Origin of the sequence: Stenotrophomonas sp. SI-NJAU-1 (assembly GCF_020883215.1) — a bacterium.
In the GTDB taxonomy this organism is placed as follows: domain Bacteria; phylum Pseudomonadota; class Gammaproteobacteria; order Xanthomonadales; family Xanthomonadaceae; genus Stenotrophomonas; species Stenotrophomonas indicatrix.
Genome location: NZ_CP086598.1, coordinates 3,399,469 through 3,416,315, shown reverse-complemented (window position 1 = coordinate 3,416,315; position 16,847 = coordinate 3,399,469). Strand labels below are relative to the sequence as shown.

The following is a 16,847-nucleotide window of genomic DNA, read 5'->3' as shown; positions in this document are numbered from 1 at the left end:
CCGGACCCACCCCGCCATCCCACGGAATGCCAGCTTTTGCCGTTGCCGTTGCCGTTGTTTCGGCAGGTGCAGGGCGCAGCCCTGCTGCACACCCCTCACACCACCGGAATGCTGTGCTGCCCAAGACTGCGGTACGGCGGGGTGGCCATCACCATTTCCGCCAACGAGTAGGCCAGCTCGCGCTCGGCCATCACCGTGCCGTCGGCACCGTGTTCAAGCAGATGCTTCACTTCGGCATCGCTGTGCGCACGCGCCAGCAGGGTCAGGTCGGGGTTGATCGCACGCAGCTTGGCCAAGGTCTCACCGGCTTCCAGCGGCTGCGGGATCGCCAGCACCGCGATCTTCGCGCGCTCGGGATGGGCTTCGGCCAGCACCTTGTCCGAGGCGGCGCTGCCGCGGATGCCGGGCAGACCAGCGGCATGCGCCTCGGCCACGTGTTCCTTGTTGTCGTCGATGATCATCACCGGCACGCCACGGTCGCGCAGCACCTGCGCCAGCGCGCTGCCGACGCGGCCATAGCCGATGACGATGGCATGGTCGTGCAGGTCCAGCGACGGCCCCGGTGGCAGCTCGGTCTCCACCGCCGTGGGCGTGGTTTCCTGGTGCTTCAGCAGCCAGCGGTCGAGCAGGCCGAACACCAGCGGGTTGAGCATGATCGAGATCAGCGCACCGGCCAGCACCAGCGCCTGGCCGGTCGGAGGCAGGATCTTCAGGGTCACGCCGAGGCCGGCGATGATGAAGGCGAACTCGCCGATCTGCGCCAGGCTGGCCGAGATCGTCAACGCGGTGCCGGTGGGGTGGCCGAACGCGCGCACGATGAAGAACGCCGCCGCCGATTTGCCGAACATGATGATGCCGGCGGTGGCCAGCACCTGCCACGGGTGCTCGATCAGGATGCCCGGATTGAACAGCATGCCCACCGAGACGAAGAACAGCACCGCGAACGCGTCGCGCAGCGGCAGGGAATCGCTGGCCGCCTTGTGGCTGAGTTCCGATTCATTGAGCAGCATGCCGGCGAAGAACGCGCCCAGCGCGAAGGACACACCGAACAGCATCGCCGAGCCGAACGCCACGCCCAGCGCGATCGCCAGCACCGACAGGGTGAACAGTTCGCGCGAGCCGGTACCGGCGATGCGCTCCAGGATCCACGGAATGACCCGGCGGCCGACCACCAGCATCACTGCCACGAACAGGCCCAGCTGCACGAACGTCCAGCCGATGCTGGCCAGCACGCTGCCGAGGGTGTGGTGTTCATTGGCCGCGTCGGGCCCGAACACACCGGCCATCACCGGCATCATCACCAGTGCCAGCACGCAGGCCAGGTCCTCGACGATCAGCCAACCGACCGCGATCTTGCCGCGCTGGGTTTCCAGCAGGCGGCGCTCTTCCATCGCGCGCAGCAGCACTACGGTACTGGCCGTGGCCAGCGCGAAACCGAACACCACGCCGTGGATGACCGGCCAGCCCATCAATGCCGCCAGGCCCCAGCCGAGCAGGGTAGCGACCAGGATCTGGCCGATGGCACCGGGAATGGCGATGGCCTTGACCGCCATCAGGTCCTTCAGCGAGAAGTGCAGGCCGACGCCGAACATCAGCAGCATCACGCCCAGCTCGGCCAGCTGGTTGGCCAGTGCCTGGTCGGCGACGAAGCCCGGCGTGAACGGACCGACGCAGATGCCAGCAACCAGGTAACCGACCAGAGGAGACAAGCGGAGCTTGTTGGCCAGCGCGCCGAAGATGAAGGCGAGCCCGAGACCAACGGCAACGATGTTGATCAGGTCGGTGTCATGGTGCATCGGCTCTCGCAGGAAACAGGGGGGTACCCCGATTTTCACCGATACGGCCAGATACGGCAAACCCGGCCAGCGTATCGGATCGTTGCGTGGGCGGAGCCATCAGTGGTCGGCGTCCGACCTGGCGTGTGCGGGGCGATCGAGGATGGCTCTGTCGGGATCGGACCTGTTTGGGGTGGCCAGTTGCTCTGGATCGTGAACCGGAGCCAGACCAATGCCACCCGAGACAGGCCCGGGAAGGGTAATGGGTTCGATACGCAGCTGTGCCATCGCAGGGCCCTTTGCCACTGTGCGCCAAGGCTTTTCAGTCGATCCATTGACATACGAGGGCGGGAGGTAATTCTGGTGGCGCGCATTCTGGGCAAGACGCCTGCGGTCTGGCCGAAGTTTTCCCGGGCCGCGCACGCGTCACCATGTGCTCATTGCCCCTTTTGCTTGCCAACCAGGCTTGGCCTGCTCTTTTCAGACCGCATGGGTGAACAACCACATGAAGCTTCCCGACATTGAATTAGTGATTCAGGCGATAGGTCAGGACACCAGCTCGGTGTTCCTGTCCCGGTTACTCCAGGAACTTGAAATCGACGAGGCCGACGTCAGCCACAATCCGTTGAAATTGACTGGAAGGCGGATCTGGACAGGCGAGGAAGGCACGCTGCAGTTGAATTTCGAGGATATCGGGATGCTGGCGGATATTCCGTACCACGACGTGGACGATGGGCCTTGGGTACTCACGACGGCAGTGTTCTGGGCATCTGGGAAAAACAAACATGCCTACTCTGGCCCGTTGCCCCATGGGCTGGATTTCTCAATGTCGCGTCACCATGTGAGGGAGCGATTTTCAGCCCTGAGTGCGGGGAATCCCACCGTAGCGGGTGTCTCGGGCAATGTGGATATATGGGGCATTGGCGGCTTGGAGTTCAAAGTTAACTTCTGTGGTCTTGGAGACTCGCTTCGCTGTGTATCCGTTGGCATTCACGTCGATCGTAGTAAACAGCAACTGTAGGTTCTCCGCAGCCCTCCTCCACAAAAGTAACAGCGAAGGATCAACATGAATCATCCAACAGTCGAAGAGTTCATCGCTGCGCTTGGCAGGGATTCAGAGTCACAGGAGCTTGGAATCGTCTTTTCCAAGATCGGAATACAGGTTCAGAACCTTGATGATTATCGCCTGGGTGTCAGTGGTCACCGGATCTGGGCAGATGATGCTGCGGGACTGCAACTCGAATTCAAGGATGTCGGCCTGCTTTCAGAGATGCCATATCACGACATCTATGATGGGCCGTGGGCGCTCACCGACGTTATCTTCTGGGGATGGCGGAAGGACACTGGTACCGAGTATGCGGGGCCACTTCCTTGCGGCTTGAACTTCCTGATGTCCAGGGATCAGGTCAGGTCAGAACTACCTGCCGATCTGGGCGCGCCAACAGTGTTTGGCTTCTCTGGCAACGTCGACGAATGGATGCTGGGAAAGCTGAATCTCGATGTTGACTACGACGGGGAAAAAGGACTTCGCTGTATCAGTCTAGGGCTGCCGGAAGAGAACTGAATGAAACGGACCTACAGGCGATAACGCCCCTCTTTGGCGAAAGCGCTGCGGATCCGGCCGTCACCACGATGCTCCAGGCGCTTGGCATCAGACGCAGGCCAGAGCTGACCCGTCCCGCCAAAAGCCCTTATGAGGCAGTCCTGCGTGCAAGTGGTAAGGGCATGCTTTTTTCTTTCAGTGAGCGCAACTACTGGAATGGGCGATCCGTTGCTTCGCACGGCAAGAGCGGGGAGCTGATTTTCACCAATGTTGCGGTAACGGCAGGCATTCCGGATGTGACACGCAGGTACGAAGGCGATCTGCCGTTTGGCCTGCAATGGGAGGACGACAGGACGAAAGTACGCGAACGGCTCGTTACGGCGGGGTTCGGGGACAGCTTGCACGCCGGCAGGCGCGACGCGTGGTGGCTGCCTGACTACCGCATCCGTCTGACGTATCAGTCTCAATGCATCAAGCAGGCAGGAGCGTGTGGGATCTTTGATATCAGCTTGGGAATTCCCATGCGCCCATTGGCTCGCACACCGGCAACGCGCGAGTACCCCTCAGCGGAGCAGGTAGTTGCTGCCCTCGGCAGATCGACCGACGATGCTCATTTTCAGGCCGTGTTCCGGGAATTTGGGCTTGCAAGTCTGATTGCGGAGGCGAGCAGGGAGATCGTTGACAGGGCCGACGAGCATGGCTTCATTCTCTACTTCGACAGCAAGCGGCGCACGCTCGGTGGGCGTCCGGTATGCACCGGTATCAGTTTCATCCACGATCGACTGGGAAACTCAAGAGCGTGGGCTGGATCGTTGCCATTCGGTCTTCAGTTCGATGATCCGCCTTCCATTCTCGAAGAACGCATTGGCCAAAGAGCCAGTCGTTGGCACGATGAACGGACATTTGGCAGCGCTAGCTGGATGCTCCCTGGTCTTCAAGTGAACGTGAATTTTGACAGTCTGGATAACTGCCTTGAGTCTGTCCGTGTGATTACTGATGGACGTCACACGTCCAACTGCCAGCCGCACGGCTGATCTTGCCCGCAGCACAAACTTGCCCGCAGCACAAAACAAAACACCCGCCGGATCATTCCGACGGGTGTGAAAGATGCGGGGAGGGAATGCCGGCCAGCGGCCGGCATTACCGCTTACCAGTTGTACTTGATCCGCCCGTACACATACGCGCCATTGAAGCCGAACGGCGAGTAGTTGCTGTACGGCAGCATGCCGAAGGTCGAGTTCTGCAGGTCCTCGGTGCGGTCCGGGTACTCGTCCAGCAGGTTGTCGGCGCCCACCGTCAGCGTCCAGTTCGCACTCGGCTTGTAGCTGGCCGAGGCATCCAGCACCCACTTGTCGCCGTAGGTCTGGTCGCGCGCGGCGGTGGCCGAGTTGCGCACCGTGAACTCGCCGTAGCGGGTCGCCGCCAGGCCCAGTTCCCAGTGATCCGAACGCCAGGTGCCACTCAGGATCGTCTTGTCGCGCGGATAACTGTCCTCGATGCGGCCGATTTCATCGCGGCCGATCAGCGACTGGGTCAGGCCCAGCGTGCCGAACACCGCCGGCGTGCCACCCACGCGCTGCACTTCGGTGTCGTTGTAGCTGTAGGCCGCGGTCAGTTCCAGGCTGCTGGCGCTGAACGGCACGGTGTAGCTGGACACGAAGTCGACGCCGCGGGTGCGGGTGTCCAGGCCGTTGGTGAAGTACGAGAACGCAGTCACCTGCGGCAGGCCGAGCGTGGCCAGCAGCGCACTGGAGGCGGCATTGGTGGTGATGCTGGACGACAGTGCGATGCGATCGTCGATGTCGATCTGGTACGCATCGACAGTGACGTACAGGCGATCCACCGGCTGCAGCACCAGGCCCAGGCTGTAGGACGTGGAGGTCTCGGCCTTCAGCGGCGACGCGCCCAGTGCCTGTGCGGCCGGGCTGGTGGTCGGGAAGGTGCCGCGTTCAACGAACACCCCATTGAGGAACTGGCTGGTCACTGCCTGGTAGCCCTGCTGGGCCAGTGACGGTGCGCGGAAACCGCTGGAGGCGGTGGCACGCAGCGCCACCTTGTCGGTGAACGCATAGCGCGCCGACAGCTTGCCGGAGAAGCGGTCGCCGAAGTCCGAGTAATCCTCGTAACGGCCGGTGATGCCGGCGGAGAACTTTTCGGTCAGGTCCGCTTCCAGGCCCGCATAGACCGCGTAGTTGTGCCGGTCGGTGTGCACTTCGTTGGTCGGGGTGAAGCCGCCGAAGCCCTGCGCACCGGTGCCGGTGTAGGAATTCAGCTCGCCCGGGTTCTGGTCCCACTTCTCGCGTCGATACTCACCGCCGAAGGACAGCGTGACCGGATAGGCCAGGCCCCAGTCCAGCGACTTGGTCAGATCGGCGTTGAAGATGTCCTGCTGGTACTTCAGCGTGCCGTCGTAGAACGAGCGTGGGCTGGTCGCACCCAGGCTGTAGTTGATGCTGTTGCGGGTATGGAAATCCAGGGTGTTCTCGCCGTGGTTCAGGCTCAGGTCCCAGGTCCAGCCGTTATCGGTGTTGCCTTTGACCCCGGCCACCAGCGAGCGGTCCTTGGAGTACTGGTTGATCTGCGGCACGAAACCGTCCGGGTAGGTCTGCGCCAGCAGTGCGGTCTGGCCACTGTGGTTGCGCGAACGGTAGAACGCGAACGAGGTGATGTCGCGGTTGCTGAGCAGCGCGCTCGCATAGCCGGTCACGTGGTCGCTGAAATCGAAGCTGGCGTTGGCCGACGCCGCAGTGGCGTCCACGCGCGGGTCGCCGACGATGAAGGTGGTCTGGCCGACACTGGGGAAGTTGCCGGTGTTCGGCGTGGTGCCGCGATACGGGCCGGCGCGGTCGCTCTCGTCCTGCTGGCTGATCTGGCCGGCCACGTGCACGCGGCCACGGCCGTTGCCGAATTCCACGCCGGTATCGCCGGACAGCTGGTACTTGTTGCCGTCGCCGGCCGAGTACTGGCCGTAGTCGACGGCCAGGCTGCCGCCACTGCCGCTGCCCTTCAGCACGATGTTGATGACGCCGGCGATGGCATCCGAACCGTACTGCGCGGAGGCGCCGTCACGCAGCACCTCGACGCGCTCGATGGCGGCGATCGGAATCGCGTTGATGTCCACCGCCGACGAACCGCGGCCGATGCTGCCGTTGACGTTGATCATCGCCGAGGTGTGGCGGCGCTTGCCATTGACCAGCACCAGCACCTGGTCCGGCGACAGGCCGCGCAGCTGTGCCGGGCGCACACCGCTGGTGCCGTCGGTCAGCGCGGGGCGCGGGAAGTTCAGCGACGGCAGCGCGCGCGACAGCGCGGTGGCCAGCTCACCGGTACCGGTGGACTGCAGGATCTCGGGGGTGATGATGTCGATCGGCGACTGCGATTCGGCGACCGTGCGGTCGGCCACGCGGGTGCCGGTGACGATCACCGTATCCAGCGTGTTGGCGGCGGTGCCGGCCTGCTGGGCGGCGGCAACGAACGGAGAACCACCGAGTGCGACAGCGACGGCGGCGGCGATCAGGCTGGTCTTGCGGGTCATCGGGAGGGGGCTCCGGTTGGCGGGATGGCACCGGAATCGACATCACGGGGGTGAGGCGGACGACGGTTGTTGCGGTGCGCAATACAGGAATTAACGGGATATTCAGTGCCTGTCAAATGCTGGTCATCAGAAAAAACGTTGCAGCAGCAACCATTTAGCTGCGACAGGCAGTGACGGGGGAGGGGCCCGGGAGGCGCGCGGACAGGACGTGGGAGAGAGGAACGTCGGCCGTCGCGCATCCCGGGGCGCGTCAAGTATTCGTTAACGTTAGAATTGCGTCGCAGGAACAGTGCTTACCAGCACATTCCATTCGGTTATATGGACGCCTCCACCCATGATTTCGCTTCGTAATTTCGCCTTGCGCCGCGGCGAGCGGCTGCTGTTGTCCAATGTCGACCTGACCCTGCATGCCGGTTACCGGGTAGGTGTGGTCGGCCGCAACGGTGCTGGCAAGTCCAGCCTGTTCGCGGCGGTGAAGGGCGAACTGGAGGCCGACAAGGGTGACGTCGACCTGCCGGGCAAGATCCGCATCGCCAGCGTTGCCCAGGAAACCCCGTCCCTGCCGGACCCGGCGCTGAGCTTCGTGCTGGGCGGTGACATCGAAGTGGCTGCGGTGCTGGCTGCCGAAGCCGACGCCACCGCCCGCGAAGACTGGGAAGCGGTGGCCGAGGCGCATACGCGCATGGCCGAACTGAACGCCTACGACGCCGAAGCGCGTGCCGGCAAGCTGCTGCATGGCCTGGGCTTCCCGGCCGAAACGCACCACCGCGCGGTGTCCTCGTTCTCCGGCGGCTGGCGCGTGCGCCTGAACCTGGCCCGCGCGCTGATGATGCCCAGCGACCTGCTGCTGCTGGACGAACCGACCAACCACCTGGATCTGGACGCGGTGTACTGGCTGGAACAGTGGCTGCTGAAGTACCCGGGCACCCTGCTGCTGATCTCGCACGACCGCGAGTTCCTCGACAACGTCGCCACCCACACCCTGCACCTGCACGGTGGTGGCGCCAAGCTTTACCCGGGCGGTTACACCGACTTCGAGCGCCAGCGTGCCGAACAGCTGCGCCAGCAGCAGATCGCGCATGAGAAGGAACAGGCCGAGCGCGCCCACCTGCAGAGCTTCATCGACCGCTTCAAGGCCCAGGCCAGCAAGGCCGCACAGGCACAGAGCCGGATGAAGCGCCTGGCCAAGCTGGCCGGTACCGAGGCGGTGCGCGCCGAGCGCGAATTCCGCATCGAGTTCGCACCGCCGGCCAAGCTGCCGTTCTCGCTGATCCGCCTGAACCACGTCGAGGCCGGCTACGGCAGCGATTCGGTGATCCTGCACAACGTGGGCTTCGGTCTGGAGGCGGGCCAGCGCATCGGCCTGCTGGGCCCCAACGGCGCCGGCAAGACCACCCTGGTGAAGACCCTGGTGGGCGAACTGGCACCGATCGCCGGCGAGCGCGCCGCCCACCCGGACCTGCGCATCGGCTACTTCGCCCAGCACACGGTCGAGTCGCTGCATGAAGGCCAGTCGCCGATGGAACACTTCCGCGAGCTGGCCCCGGATGCACCGAACCAATCGTTCCGCGACTTCCTCGGCAAGTGGAATTTCCCGGGCGACCGTGCCTTTGAACCGGTGGATGGTTTCTCCGGTGGCGAGCGTGCACGCCTGGCGCTGGCGTTGATCGCCTGGCAGCAGCCGAACGTGCTGCTGCTGGACGAACCGACCAACCACCTTGACCTGGAAATGCGCGAAGCCCTGGCTGAAGCGCTGGCCGATTTCGACGGCGCGATCGTGATGGTTTCGCATGACCGCCACCTGATCGGCCTGGTCTGTGACACCTTCTGGCGTGTGGCCGACGGCGTGGTCGAACCGTTCGATGGTGACCTCGACGCCTATGCCGCCTGGCTGCGCACGCGCCCGCAGGCGCAGGGCACCAAGGCACGCATGGAGCAGGTGGAAGAACCGGTGGTGGTCAAGACCGCACCGGTCGCGCAGGTGGTGCAGAAGAAGCCGGTCAACCCGCACAAGCTGGCCAGCGCCGAAGCCAAGGTCGCCGAGCTGGAAGGTGTGTTGGCCGAACTGGACCGGCAGCTTGCCGACTCAAGCAACTATGCCGACGCCACGCGCATGGCCGTACTCGGCCGCGACCGCGAAGCCACCGCCGCACAGCTGGAAAAGGCCGAAGCGGCCTGGATGGAACTGCTGGAGTCCTGATTCCATCGGTAGCGCCGGGCCATGCCCGGCGGCTTCTTCCAACCGCTGCGCGCGCCGGGCATGGCCCGGCGCTACCCGCGGCGCGCGTGTTTCATCCCTGTGCCTGCAGCCATTCGCGGAACCGCTTGGCCGGTTCCCGTTCGGCACGCGAGCGCAGACGGGTCAGCCAGTAGCGACCCAGTTCCAGCGTGGTGGCAAACGGCTGCAGCAGCCGGCCCTCGGCCAGGTCCGCTTCGAACATGCGCAGCGGCAGCAGGGCAACGCCTGCGCCACCGGCCGCAGCCACCGCCAGCGTCAAGGACGAATCGAACACCGGTCCGCGTGCTTCCACGCCGCTGGCCCCGGCCATCTGCAGCCAGCGTGGCCATTCGTCGCTGCGGTACGAACGCAGCAGCGGCAGGGCCGCCAGATCGCGCGGATGCTTCAGCCGCCGCGCCAGGGCCGGCGCGCACAACGGCGCGAACGGCGCGTCCAGGATCGCCGTGCAGGCCTGTCCCTGCCAGTCGCCATCGCCGAAACGGATCGCCAGGTCCAGGCCTTCACCGGCCAGGTCGATGCGGTTGTTGTGGGTCTGCAGCCGCAGTTCGATATCCGGGTGGGCCGCATCGAACGCGGCCAGCCGCGGCAGCAGCCAGCCGGTGGCGAAGGTGCCGACCACGCCGATCGTCAGCACTTCCCGCGCCGGGCCACCGGTGTAGCGGGCGATGCTGGCTGAAATGCGCTCGAAGGATTCATTGAGCACCGGGTACAGGGCTGCGCCTTCCTCGGTCAACGCCACGCCGCGGGGCAGACGATGGAACAGGCGGATGCCCAACCGGTCCTCCAGTCCGCGTATCTGGTGGCTCAGTGCTGCCTGGCTGACGCACAGCTCCAGCGCCGCGCGGGTGAAATTCTGGTGCCGGGCGGCGGCCTCGAAGGCGCGCAGGGCGTTCAGCGGCAGGGTGGGATGCAGCATGGGAAGGTGTGAGGTGGGGTGATGGCTGATGGTAGCGCCTTGCCATGGGCGTTGGATAAATAGAGGGTTTAATGCGCCATACATGAATTAATCTAATGGCTGATGCTGAAAAAACGCGCTGGTCGCCGTTGCCCACCCTTTCAATAATCGGGACAGCTTCCACGAGGATTCAGCATGCTTGCCCGTCGTCGATTCCTGCAGTTCAGTAGTGCCGCAGTCGCCTCCACCCTTGCGTTGCCGCTGCTGGCCCGGGCTGCCGCATCTGCCACCGTGCCCGCCACACCGGTCGATGCCGCCATCGCCGCCGCCGCCGACTTCGCCGCGCTGGAAAAGGCCAGCGGCGGACGACTGGGTGTGACGGTGCTCGACACCCGCAGCGGCCGCCGCATCGGCGGGCATCGCGAGGGCGAGCGCTTCCCGATGTGCAGCACCTTCAAGTCGATGCTGGTGGCCCATGTGCTGAGCCTTGCAGACGCCGGCCGTGTCTCGCTGGACAGCCGCGTGGCGGTCGCCGAGAAGGATCTGCTGTCCTACGCCCCGGTGGCCCGCCGCCACGTCGGCAAGGACCTGAGCGTGCGCGACCTGTGCCGCGGCACCCTGACCACCAGCGACAACACCGCAGCCAACCTGCTGCTGGGGGTGACCGGCGGGCCGGCGGCACTGACCGCTTTCCTGCGCGACCACGGCGACCGCGTGACCCGCAACGACCGCTACGAGCCGGACATGAACCGTTTCGCCGCAGGCGATCCGCGTGATACCACCAGTCCGGCGGCAATGGCCGCCAGCCTGGCCCTGTTTGCCGTGGGCGATGGCATCTCCGCCGCATCGCGCCAGCAGTTCGCCGACTGGCTGATCGACAACCAGACCGGCGACGCCTGCCTGCGGGCAGGGCTGGGCACGCGCTGGCGCGTGGGTGACAAGACCGGCAGCAACGGCGAGGACACCCGCAACGATATTGCCGTGCTGTGGCCGCGTGCGGGCGGCACGCCCTGGGTGATCACTGCTTATCTGCAGGGTGCTTCGGTGGACGAGGAACAGCGAGCGGCCGTGCTGGCCCAGGTGAGTCGGATCGCCGACCAGCTGATCGGCTGAGGCAACGGGTGCTTCATCGGCGGCTTGCCCCACGGTGCGCGAACCCGCATCCTGCGCGCGTTCGATCCACACGGAAGTCCCCCGATGAGCCATGAACTGGTCTACCTGCTGCTGATCTTCGCGCTGCTGGTCATCCCGCGCGCGCTGCAGCGGTTCAGCCTGCCGGCGCCGCTGACCTGCCTGCTGTTCGGCATCATCGGCATGCTCTGGCTGGGCGACCAGGCGCACGACGCGGTCATCGCACTGCTGGCCACGCTGGGCATCTCCTCGCTGTTCCTGTTCGCTGGCCTGGAAGTTGACCTGCAGGCCCTGCGGCGCGGCATGTGGCCGCTGCTGGCGCATCTGCTGATCCGCAGTGCGACCCTGTTCGGCGTCGGCTGGCTGGCCTGGCGTTACGCCGGCCTGCCTTGGCAGGCGGCCGGGTTGCTGGCACTTGCGCTGCTGACCCCCTCCACCGGTTTCATCATGGATTCGCTGTCGCGGCTGGGGCTGAGCGAGGACGAGCGGTTCTGGGTCACCAGCAAGGCCATCGCCGGCGAACTGCTGGCCCTGGCGGCGTTGTTCATCGTGCTTCAGGCTGGCGATCCCGGGCACATGGCGCTGTCCAGCCTGGCCCTGCTGGCGATGATGATCGGCCTGCCGCTGCTGTTCATCGCGCTCGGTCGCTGGGTCGCGCCGCATGCGCCGGGCTCGGAATTCTCGCTGCTGGTGATGGTGGGCATGGTGGCGGCGTACATCACCTACCTGCTGGGCGTGTACTACCTGGTTGGCGCCTTCATTGCCGGCCTGGTCGCGCGCCTGCTGCACCAGCGCATGCCGCTGCTGGCCTCGCACGAAAACCTGCATGCGCTGCGTCTGTTCGCCTCGTTCTTCGTGCCGTTCTACTTCTTCAACGCCGGCACCAAGGTGCCCAGCGAAGCGCTGAGCTGGGAGACGCTGGGGCTGGGCATCGTCATCACCCTGGTGGTGCTGCCGCTGCGCATCGCGGTGGTCTGGCTGCAGCGCCGGGTGATGTTCGGCGAGAGCTTCCGCAGCAGCCTGCGCGTATCGCTGGCGCTGGCACCGACGCTGATCTTCACCCTGGTGCTGGCCGCGATCATGCGCGATCGCTTCCAGATTCCCGCGGTGCTGTTCGGCGCGTTGCTGCTGTACGCCGCATTGACCACGCTGCTGCCCTCGCTGGTGTTCCGCACGCCGTTCGATGTCGACCCGGTCGAGCAGGAGCCGGCAGGGCAGGGCGAAGATGCACCCGTGGCAGCGACAGAAGTGGTTGCCGCCACCCCTGCAGCCGAGCGCTGAGGTGGATCCAGGGAGTGCGGTTTGCGCGCATCGGCCATGGCCGTTAGGGTTGGGGCATGAAACCGATCGCCGCTGTTGCTTCCGCCATCGCCCTGCTCGGCCTCGCCGCCTGCTCGCAGCCATCGCATACGGTCAACCACGATCTGTCGACCGCGCCGGCCGACGCCTTCATGGCCGCGGTCGCTGCCCATTGTGGCCAGGCCTACGAGGGCAAGGTGGTGGAAGACACGCCGGCCCCCACCGGCAAAGACCCCTTCGCCGGGCAGAAGCTGGTGATGCACGTGCGGGGCTGCGCCGACCCGGGCCATGAGCTGCGCATCCCGTTCCACGTCGGCGATGACCACTCGCGCACCTGGGTGTTGACCCGCACCGAGCACGGGCTGCGCCTGAAGCACGACCATCGCCACGCCGATGGCAGCCCCGATGCGATCACCCTGTACGGCGGCGACAGCAAGCCGCCGGGCACCGCCGAACGCCAGCAGTTCCCCGCAGATGGCGAATCGGTGGCGATGTTCCGCCGTGCCGACATGCTGGCTTCAACCCACAACACCTGGGCGATGGAGATCGAGCCGGACCAGCGTTTCGTCTATGAGCTGACGCGCCCGGAAGGGCGCCGTTTCCGGGTCGAGTTCGATCTCAGCAAGCCGGTCGCGCTGCCGCCGGCGCCCTGGGGTGATTCAGCGGCGCCGGCACCCTGATCGGCTCCTTGGCATGCTGCTGCGGACAGTCCGGTAGCGCCGGGCCATGCCCGGCGGCTTTCAAGCGGAGACCCTGCCGCTGCGCTCGCCGGGCATGGCCCGGCGCTACCCCTCAACGCGTGCCGAAGCGCGCCCGGCAGCCGTTGCTGACCCACACATTGCCGCGCGAGTAGCCCCAGGTCCGGCCTTCCTGGCAGGCGCTGCCGGACAGCTGCTGCTGCAGCACAGGCCGGCCCTGGCGCTCGTCCCAGTTACAGCTCTGCTGGCGGTTGTTGTTGCTGCTGCAGGTCACGGTGTAGTTGCTGTTGCCACCACCCCAGCCGCCGCCATTGCCGCCGCCCCAGCCACCGCGGGCCTCGGCGAACTCGGCGCGGCAGCCGCGGTTGACCCAGATCGCGCCGTTGCGCACGCCCCAGTTCTGGCCTTCCACGCACTGCGTGCCGGAGATCTGCCGGACCACGCGTGCGTTGCGCCAGCCCACCGGGCAGCTGCGTTCGCGGTTGTCCTGGCTTTCGCAGCGCACGGTGCCGCTGTTGCCGTTGCCGTTGCCACCACCCCAACCGCCGCCGTTGCCGCCACCCCAGCCGCCTCGGCCCTGGGTGAATTCGGCGCGGCAGCCGTTGTTGACCCAGATGCTGCCATTGCGCGTGCCCCAGGTTCGGCCTTCCACGCAGGCCGAACCGGACAGCTGGCGGACCAGCCGGGCGTCGCGCCAGCCGGTGTTGCAGACGCGTTCGCGGTTGTTCTGGCTCTCGCAGCGGACCACCCCGTCCTGCGCGGCGGCAGGGGCGGAGTGCAGGGCGAGCGCGGTAAAGGTGCCAAGGATCACGGCCAGGCTGGCCAGAGACTGCGGTTTCATGGCGACATCCCCATACGGGAGTAGGTGCGCGACTATAAGGACGGGGGCGATCAAGCCCGCGTGACCGTCCGCATTTGCCCCGGCCGGGGCCTCGGCCGCAGAATAAGAGGCTTTCCGGCCCCCATCAGGCGCCGGCGTTCTCCAGCGGAGCTTTCCCCCATGCGTACCCACTTCTGCGGCCTGGTCGATGAGACCCTGATTGGCCAGACTGTCACCCTCGCCGGCTGGACCGACGTGGCCCGTAACCAGGGCGGCGTCTGCTTCATCGATCTCCGCGATCATGAAGGCATCGTGCAGGTGACGGTGGAGCTCGACAACGCCGAAGTGTTCGCCGTGGCCGCTTCGCTGGGCTATGAGGACGTGCTGCAGGTGGAAGGCGTGGTACGTGCCCGCCACGCGGTCAACGACAAGCTGCGCACGGGCAAGGTGGAAGTGATCGCCACCGCCATCACCGTGCTGAACAAGGCCGCGCCGCTGCCGTTCCACGCCCACGAGAACCCCGGCGAAGAAACCCGCCTGAAGTACCGCTACCTGGACCTGCGCCGTCCGGAAATGCAGCGCATGCAGCGCACCCGCATCAAGCTGGTGCAGGCCCTGCGCCGCCACCTGGACGAGAAGGGCTTCCAGGACATCGAAACGCCGATCCTGACCAAGGCCACCCCGGAAGGCGCACGCGACTTCCTGGTGCCGGCGCGCATGCACCCGGGCGAGTTCTATGCCCTGCCGCAGAGCCCGCAGCTGTTCAAGCAGATCCTGATGGTGGCCGGCTTCGACCGCTACTACCAGATCGCGCGCTGCTTCCGCGACGAGGCCCTGCGTGCCGACCGCCAGCTGGAATTCACCCAGCTGGACATGGAGTTCGCCTTCGTCCGCGAACGCGACGTGCAGGACTTCGTCGAAGACATGATCCGCGCCATCTTCAAGGAAGTGGTCGACGTCGAACTGGATGCCAGCTTCCCGCGCATGACCTGGGCCGAGGCGATGCGTCGCTATGGTTCGGACAAGCCGGACCTGCGCATCGCGCTGGAACTGGTGGACGTGGCCGAACTGGTCAAGACCAGCGAATTCCCGGTGTTCACCGCTGCTGCCAACGATGCCGATGGCCGCGTCGCCGCCCTGCGCATCCCCGGTGGTGCCAGCCTGTCGCGCAAGCAGATCGACGAGTACGCCGCGCACGCCGCCAAGTACGGTGCGAAGGGCCTGGCCTACATCAAGGTGGGCGAGAACGGTGAAATCAGCTCACCGATCCAGAAGTTCTTCAGTGAAGAGGGCTTCGCCGCCCTGGTCGCCCATGTCGGCGCCGGCAACGGCGACATCGTGTTCTTCGGTGCCGGCGGCTACAACAAGGTGTCCGACTTCATGGGCGCGCTGCGCCTGAAGGCCGGCAAGGACTTCGGTCTGGTCGCCGACGGCTGGGCACCGCTGTGGGTCACCGACTTCCCGATGTTCGAATGGGATGAGGAAGCGCAGCGCTACGTCGCCCTGCATCACCCCTTCACCGCGCCGGCCGTGGACGACATCGCCGACCTGCGCGCGCACGCCAAGACTGCCGTTTCGCGCGGCTACGACATGGTGCTCAACGGCAATGAAATCGGCGGCGGTTCGATCCGTATCCACCGCCCCGACATGCAGAGCGCAGTGTTCGAACTGCTCGGCATCGGTGCCGAAGAAGCCCGCGCCAAGTTCGGCTTCCTGCTCGACGCGCTGAACTACGGCGCACCGCCGCACGGTGGCATCGCCTTCGGCATCGACCGCATCGCCGCGCTGATGGCCGGCACCGAGTCGATCCGCGACGTCATCCCGTTCCCGAAGACCACCGGTGCGCAGGATCTGATGACCGACGCGCCGTCGCCGATCGTCGACGAGCAGCTGGCCGAAGTGCACATCCAGGTTCGCCCCAAGAAAAACTGATCAGGAGATCCAGGCAATGACCGAGTTTGCGTTTTCGCTGGAGTGGGAAAAGCTGGGCAATGAAGGCTCCGAGGCCAACCTGGTCACCGAGCGTGCACGTGTCTTCGGTGGTTGGCTGGTCCGTGTCGGAACCAACCCGTCGGCCATGGCCCTGACCTTCGTCGCCGACGGCGAAGGCCGCTGGGACGGTGAAGACTTCGGCGTCGAGGATTACGAAGACGACGAAGAGGAAGAGTACGACGAGGACGAGGAAGGCGAAGAAGAGGAAGACGGCGAGGAAGAAGAGGACGACGAGGAATACGAAGAAGAGGAAGAGGAAGAAGACGGCAAGGAACCGGCGGAGCGGGCTTGACCCGAACCGTGGTCCTGACGTCAACTCGACCCATGTATTCGATCCGCCGCGCCACTGTGGACGACGCGCCGACCCTGTCGGCGCTGGCCGCACGCACGTTCACCGAAACCTTCGGCCATCTGTATCCGCCGCAGGATCTGCAGGACTTCATCGACGAGGCCTACACGGTCGAGCGTCAGCGCACGATCCTGGCCCACCCCGATTACGCGGTGTGGCTGCTGGAGCTGGACGGGGAGGCGGTCGGCCATGCCGCCGCCGGCCCCTGTGGGTTGCCGCATCCGGACGTGAAGCCCGGTGACGGTGAGCTCAAGCGCCTGTACCTGATCAAGACGCAGCAGAGCTGCGGCTGGGGCAGCCGCCTGCTGGAAACCGCGCTGGCCTGGCTGGAGCGCGACGGCCCGCGCACGCTGTGGCTGGGCGTGTGGTCGGAAAACTTCGGCGCGCAGCGCTTCTACGCCCGGTATGGTTTTGAAAAGGCCGGCGAGTACCTGTTCCCGGTGGGCGATACCAACGATCTTGAGTTCATCCTGCGCCGTCTGCCGCATCCGGCCTGAAAGCGTTCACCGCCGCTTGCCCCTGGCTTGTGTTCAATCACCGTAGTTCCGCCCCGCTGACCGCCAGGCTGTTG

The 16,847-nt window shown here is 65.6% G+C and carries 14 protein-coding genes; 10 read left to right on the top strand and 4 right to left on the bottom strand.

Annotated elements, in window-relative coordinates; translation table 11 throughout:
- Positions 1–95: 95 nt before the first annotated feature.
- Entirely contained in the window at positions 96–1,796 is a 1,701-nt protein-coding gene (ybaL, locus tag LMF57_RS15605; RefSeq protein WP_117311195.1) for a YbaL family putative K(+) efflux transporter, read from the bottom strand.
- A gap of 484 nt (positions 1,797–2,280) precedes the next feature.
- Between ybaL and LMF57_RS15600 the strand changes: the two genes are divergently transcribed.
- The 3 genes from LMF57_RS15600 to LMF57_RS15590 all read left to right on the top strand — a co-directional run bounded on the left by LMF57_RS15600 (position 2,281) and on the right by LMF57_RS15590 (position 4,352).
- Positions 2,281–2,796 carry a hypothetical protein gene (locus LMF57_RS15600; RefSeq protein WP_117311958.1) on the top strand — a complete coding sequence of 172 codons (516 nt, stop codon included), beginning with the start codon at positions 2,281–2,283 and terminating at the stop codon, positions 2,794–2,796.
- Positions 2,797–2,841: 45 nt separating this feature from the next.
- Complete coding sequence (locus LMF57_RS15595; RefSeq protein ID WP_080150542.1) at positions 2,842–3,339, top strand: hypothetical protein; 498 nt, start codon at positions 2,842–2,844, stop codon at positions 3,337–3,339.
- Between the two features lie 68 nt (positions 3,340–3,407).
- Positions 3,408–4,352 carry a hypothetical protein gene (locus LMF57_RS15590; protein ID WP_229290178.1) on the top strand — a complete coding sequence of 315 codons (945 nt, stop codon included), beginning with the start codon at positions 3,408–3,410 and terminating at the stop codon, positions 4,350–4,352.
- A gap of 113 nt (positions 4,353–4,465) precedes the next feature.
- Here LMF57_RS15590 and LMF57_RS15585 read toward each other — a convergent pair whose 3' ends face one another.
- Positions 4,466–6,853 carry a TonB-dependent receptor gene (locus LMF57_RS15585; protein WP_229290177.1) on the bottom strand — a complete coding sequence of 796 codons (2,388 nt, stop codon included), beginning with the start codon at positions 6,851–6,853 and terminating at the stop codon, positions 4,466–4,468.
- A gap of 334 nt (positions 6,854–7,187) precedes the next feature.
- Between LMF57_RS15585 and LMF57_RS15580 the strand changes: the two genes are divergently transcribed.
- Positions 7,188–9,053 carry an ABC-F family ATP-binding cassette domain-containing protein gene (locus LMF57_RS15580; protein ID WP_229290176.1) on the top strand — a complete coding sequence of 622 codons (1,866 nt, stop codon included), beginning with the start codon at positions 7,188–7,190 and terminating at the stop codon, positions 9,051–9,053.
- A gap of 91 nt (positions 9,054–9,144) precedes the next feature.
- On the opposite strand, the gene ampR is transcribed toward LMF57_RS15580, so the two are convergent.
- Positions 9,145–10,008 carry a LysR family transcriptional regulator AmpR gene (ampR, locus tag LMF57_RS15575; RefSeq protein WP_229290175.1) on the bottom strand — a complete coding sequence of 288 codons (864 nt, stop codon included), beginning with the start codon at positions 10,006–10,008 and terminating at the stop codon, positions 9,145–9,147.
- Positions 10,009–10,182: 174 nt separating this feature from the next.
- Here ampR and blaL2 point away from each other — a divergent pair, with 174 nt between their 5' ends.
- The 3 genes from blaL2 (at position 10,183) to LMF57_RS15560 (ending at position 13,097) form a co-directional block, all read left to right on the top strand.
- The gene (blaL2, locus tag LMF57_RS15570) at positions 10,183–11,100 is read left to right on the top strand and encodes a L2 family extended-spectrum class A beta-lactamase (RefSeq protein ID WP_229290174.1); all 918 of its coding nucleotides are present in this window, start codon (positions 10,183–10,185) and stop codon (positions 11,098–11,100) included.
- A gap of 84 nt (positions 11,101–11,184) precedes the next feature.
- A complete protein-coding gene (locus LMF57_RS15565) occupies positions 11,185–12,399 on the top strand; it encodes a cation:proton antiporter (protein WP_229290173.1) in 1,215 nt (404 codons plus the stop codon).
- A gap of 56 nt (positions 12,400–12,455) precedes the next feature.
- A complete protein-coding gene (locus LMF57_RS15560) occupies positions 12,456–13,097 on the top strand; it encodes a hypothetical protein (RefSeq protein WP_229290172.1) in 642 nt (213 codons plus the stop codon).
- A gap of 112 nt (positions 13,098–13,209) precedes the next feature.
- On the opposite strand, the gene LMF57_RS15555 is transcribed toward LMF57_RS15560, so the two are convergent.
- Positions 13,210–13,956, bottom strand: a complete 747-nt coding sequence (locus LMF57_RS15555) for a DUF3011 domain-containing protein (RefSeq protein ID WP_117311183.1) — start codon at positions 13,954–13,956, stop codon at positions 13,210–13,212.
- 159 nt (positions 13,957–14,115) lie between these two features.
- On the opposite strand from LMF57_RS15555, the gene aspS reads away from it, so the two are divergent.
- The 3 genes from aspS to LMF57_RS15540 are packed head-to-tail and all read left to right on the top strand — an operon-like array spanning position 14,116 to position 16,773.
- Positions 14,116–15,867: an aspartate--tRNA ligase gene (aspS, locus tag LMF57_RS15550; protein ID WP_080150529.1), complete on the top strand. Its 1,752-nt coding sequence runs from the start codon at positions 14,116–14,118 to the stop codon at positions 15,865–15,867.
- A 16-nt stretch (positions 15,868–15,883) separates the two neighbouring features.
- The gene (locus tag LMF57_RS15545) at positions 15,884–16,219 is read left to right on the top strand and encodes a DNA primase (protein WP_080150528.1); all 336 of its coding nucleotides are present in this window, start codon (positions 15,884–15,886) and stop codon (positions 16,217–16,219) included.
- A 32-nt stretch (positions 16,220–16,251) separates the two neighbouring features.
- Complete coding sequence (locus LMF57_RS15540) at positions 16,252–16,773, top strand: GNAT family N-acetyltransferase (RefSeq protein WP_117311181.1); 522 nt, start codon at positions 16,252–16,254, stop codon at positions 16,771–16,773.
- The last annotated feature ends 74 nt before the right edge of the window (positions 16,774–16,847 follow it).

What these genes read in the sequence shown, in the direction of transcription:
- LMF57_RS15590 (WP_229290178.1), top strand. Translation starts at nt 3,408, where the DNA reads ATGCTCCAGGCGCTTGGCATCAGACGCAGGCCAGAGCTGACCCGTCCC.
- LMF57_RS15580 (WP_229290176.1), top strand. Translation starts at nt 7,188, where the DNA reads ATGATTTCGCTTCGTAATTTCGCCTTGCGCCGCGGCGAGCGGCTGCTG.
- LMF57_RS15560 (WP_229290172.1), top strand. Translation starts at nt 12,456, where the DNA reads ATGAAACCGATCGCCGCTGTTGCTTCCGCCATCGCCCTGCTCGGCCTC.
- ampR (WP_229290175.1), bottom strand. Translation starts at nt 10,008, where the DNA reads ATGCTGCATCCCACCCTGCCGCTGAACGCCCTGCGCGCCTTCGAGGCC.
- LMF57_RS15600 (WP_117311958.1), top strand. Translation starts at nt 2,281, where the DNA reads ATGAAGCTTCCCGACATTGAATTAGTGATTCAGGCGATAGGTCAGGAC.
- blaL2 (WP_229290174.1), top strand. Translation starts at nt 10,183, where the DNA reads ATGCTTGCCCGTCGTCGATTCCTGCAGTTCAGTAGTGCCGCAGTCGCC.
- LMF57_RS15565 (WP_229290173.1), top strand. Translation starts at nt 11,185, where the DNA reads ATGAGCCATGAACTGGTCTACCTGCTGCTGATCTTCGCGCTGCTGGTC.
- LMF57_RS15555 (WP_117311183.1), bottom strand. Translation starts at nt 13,956, where the DNA reads ATGAAACCGCAGTCTCTGGCCAGCCTGGCCGTGATCCTTGGCACCTTT.
- LMF57_RS15585 (WP_229290177.1), bottom strand. Translation starts at nt 6,853, where the DNA reads ATGACCCGCAAGACCAGCCTGATCGCCGCCGCCGTCGCTGTCGCACTC.
- aspS (WP_080150529.1), top strand. Translation starts at nt 14,116, where the DNA reads ATGCGTACCCACTTCTGCGGCCTGGTCGATGAGACCCTGATTGGCCAG.
- LMF57_RS15545 (WP_080150528.1), top strand. Translation starts at nt 15,884, where the DNA reads ATGACCGAGTTTGCGTTTTCGCTGGAGTGGGAAAAGCTGGGCAATGAA.
- LMF57_RS15540 (WP_117311181.1), top strand. Translation starts at nt 16,252, where the DNA reads ATGTATTCGATCCGCCGCGCCACTGTGGACGACGCGCCGACCCTGTCG.
- LMF57_RS15595 (WP_080150542.1), top strand. Translation starts at nt 2,842, where the DNA reads ATGAATCATCCAACAGTCGAAGAGTTCATCGCTGCGCTTGGCAGGGAT.
- ybaL (WP_117311195.1), bottom strand. Translation starts at nt 1,796, where the DNA reads ATGCACCATGACACCGACCTGATCAACATCGTTGCCGTTGGTCTCGGG.